This is a genomic window from Leisingera sp. JC1, from assembly GCF_001679925.1.
Lineage (GTDB): Bacteria > Pseudomonadota > Alphaproteobacteria > Rhodobacterales > Rhodobacteraceae > Leisingera.
In genome coordinates, this window is the sequence record NZ_LYUZ01000038.1 from 1 (window position 1) to 942 (window position 942).

The 942-nt window shown below is 65.9% G+C and carries 2 pseudogenes; one reads left to right on the top strand and one right to left on the bottom strand.

The window, feature by feature from the left end:
• A pseudogene (locus A9D60_RS04900) lies at positions 1-330 on the top strand (polysaccharide biosynthesis/export family protein); the annotation flags it as partial.
• 115 nt (positions 331-445) lie between these two features.
• Here the strand turns inward: A9D60_RS04900 and A9D60_RS04905 are convergent.
• A pseudogene (locus tag A9D60_RS04905) lies at positions 446-925 on the bottom strand (sugar nucleotidyltransferase); the annotation flags it as partial.
• Between the last annotated feature and the right edge of the window lie 17 nt (positions 926-942).

A 942-nucleotide genomic window follows, 5' to 3' on the forward strand; every position in this document is an offset into this window, starting at 1 on the left:
ATCTTCACCAAGGACGAGATGTCGGCGATGGACGCGATGTCGGTGGCGGGCGGCTTCCAGGACGGCAAGGCCGATCCCAAGGGGCTGCTGGTGCTGCGCGACTATCCCGCGTCGGCCGTTGCGCCCGGCGTGCGCGGCCCGCGGCAGCAGCGGGTGGTGTTCTCGCTTGATCTCACCTCCGCCGACGGGCTGTTCTCGGCGCGCCAGTTCCAGATCAACCCGGGCGACCTGGTGATGGCCACGGAATCGCCGGTCAACGACGTGCTGACGATCTCCAACATCTTCGGCAATTTCTTCGGCGTCTTCAGCCGCGCCGGGGTGATCGAATAGGGGCAGGCCAGGATTCCGGCCGCTCATCCCTGACGCGGACAGCCTGAACAAAAGAAAAGGCCTTGAAGGCGCAGCCGCCCTTCAAGGCCTTCCCGGCAGGCTCACTCAGGCAGGCTTACTTCAGCAGCCCCTTCAGATAGGCGCCATAGCTGTTCTTCTTGAACAGCTCGGCCCGCGCCTCCAGTGCCGCGGTATCGATCCAGCCCTGCTCATAGGCGATTTCCTCCAGACAGCCGGTCTGCAGCCCCTGGCGTTTTTCCAGCGTGCGCACGAAGTTGCCCGCATCCAGCAGCGAGCCATGGGTGCCGGTGTCCAGCCAGGCATAGCCGCGGCCCATGGTCTCGACCCGCAGGCTCCCTTCGTTCAGGTAGCTCTGCAGCAGATCGGTGATCTCCAGCTCGCCGCGGGGCGAGGGCTGCACCGCCCGCGCCCGCTCCGGCGCGCTGCCATCCAGGAAATAAAGCCCCGTCACCGCGTAGTTCGAGGGCGGCACCGGCGGCTTCTCGATGATCTCGCGCGCCTTGCCGTCCGCGTCGAAATCCACCACGCCGTAACGTTCCGGATCGGCCACGTGATAGCCGAAGACGGTGCCGCCCTCGAACTACGCGGTGA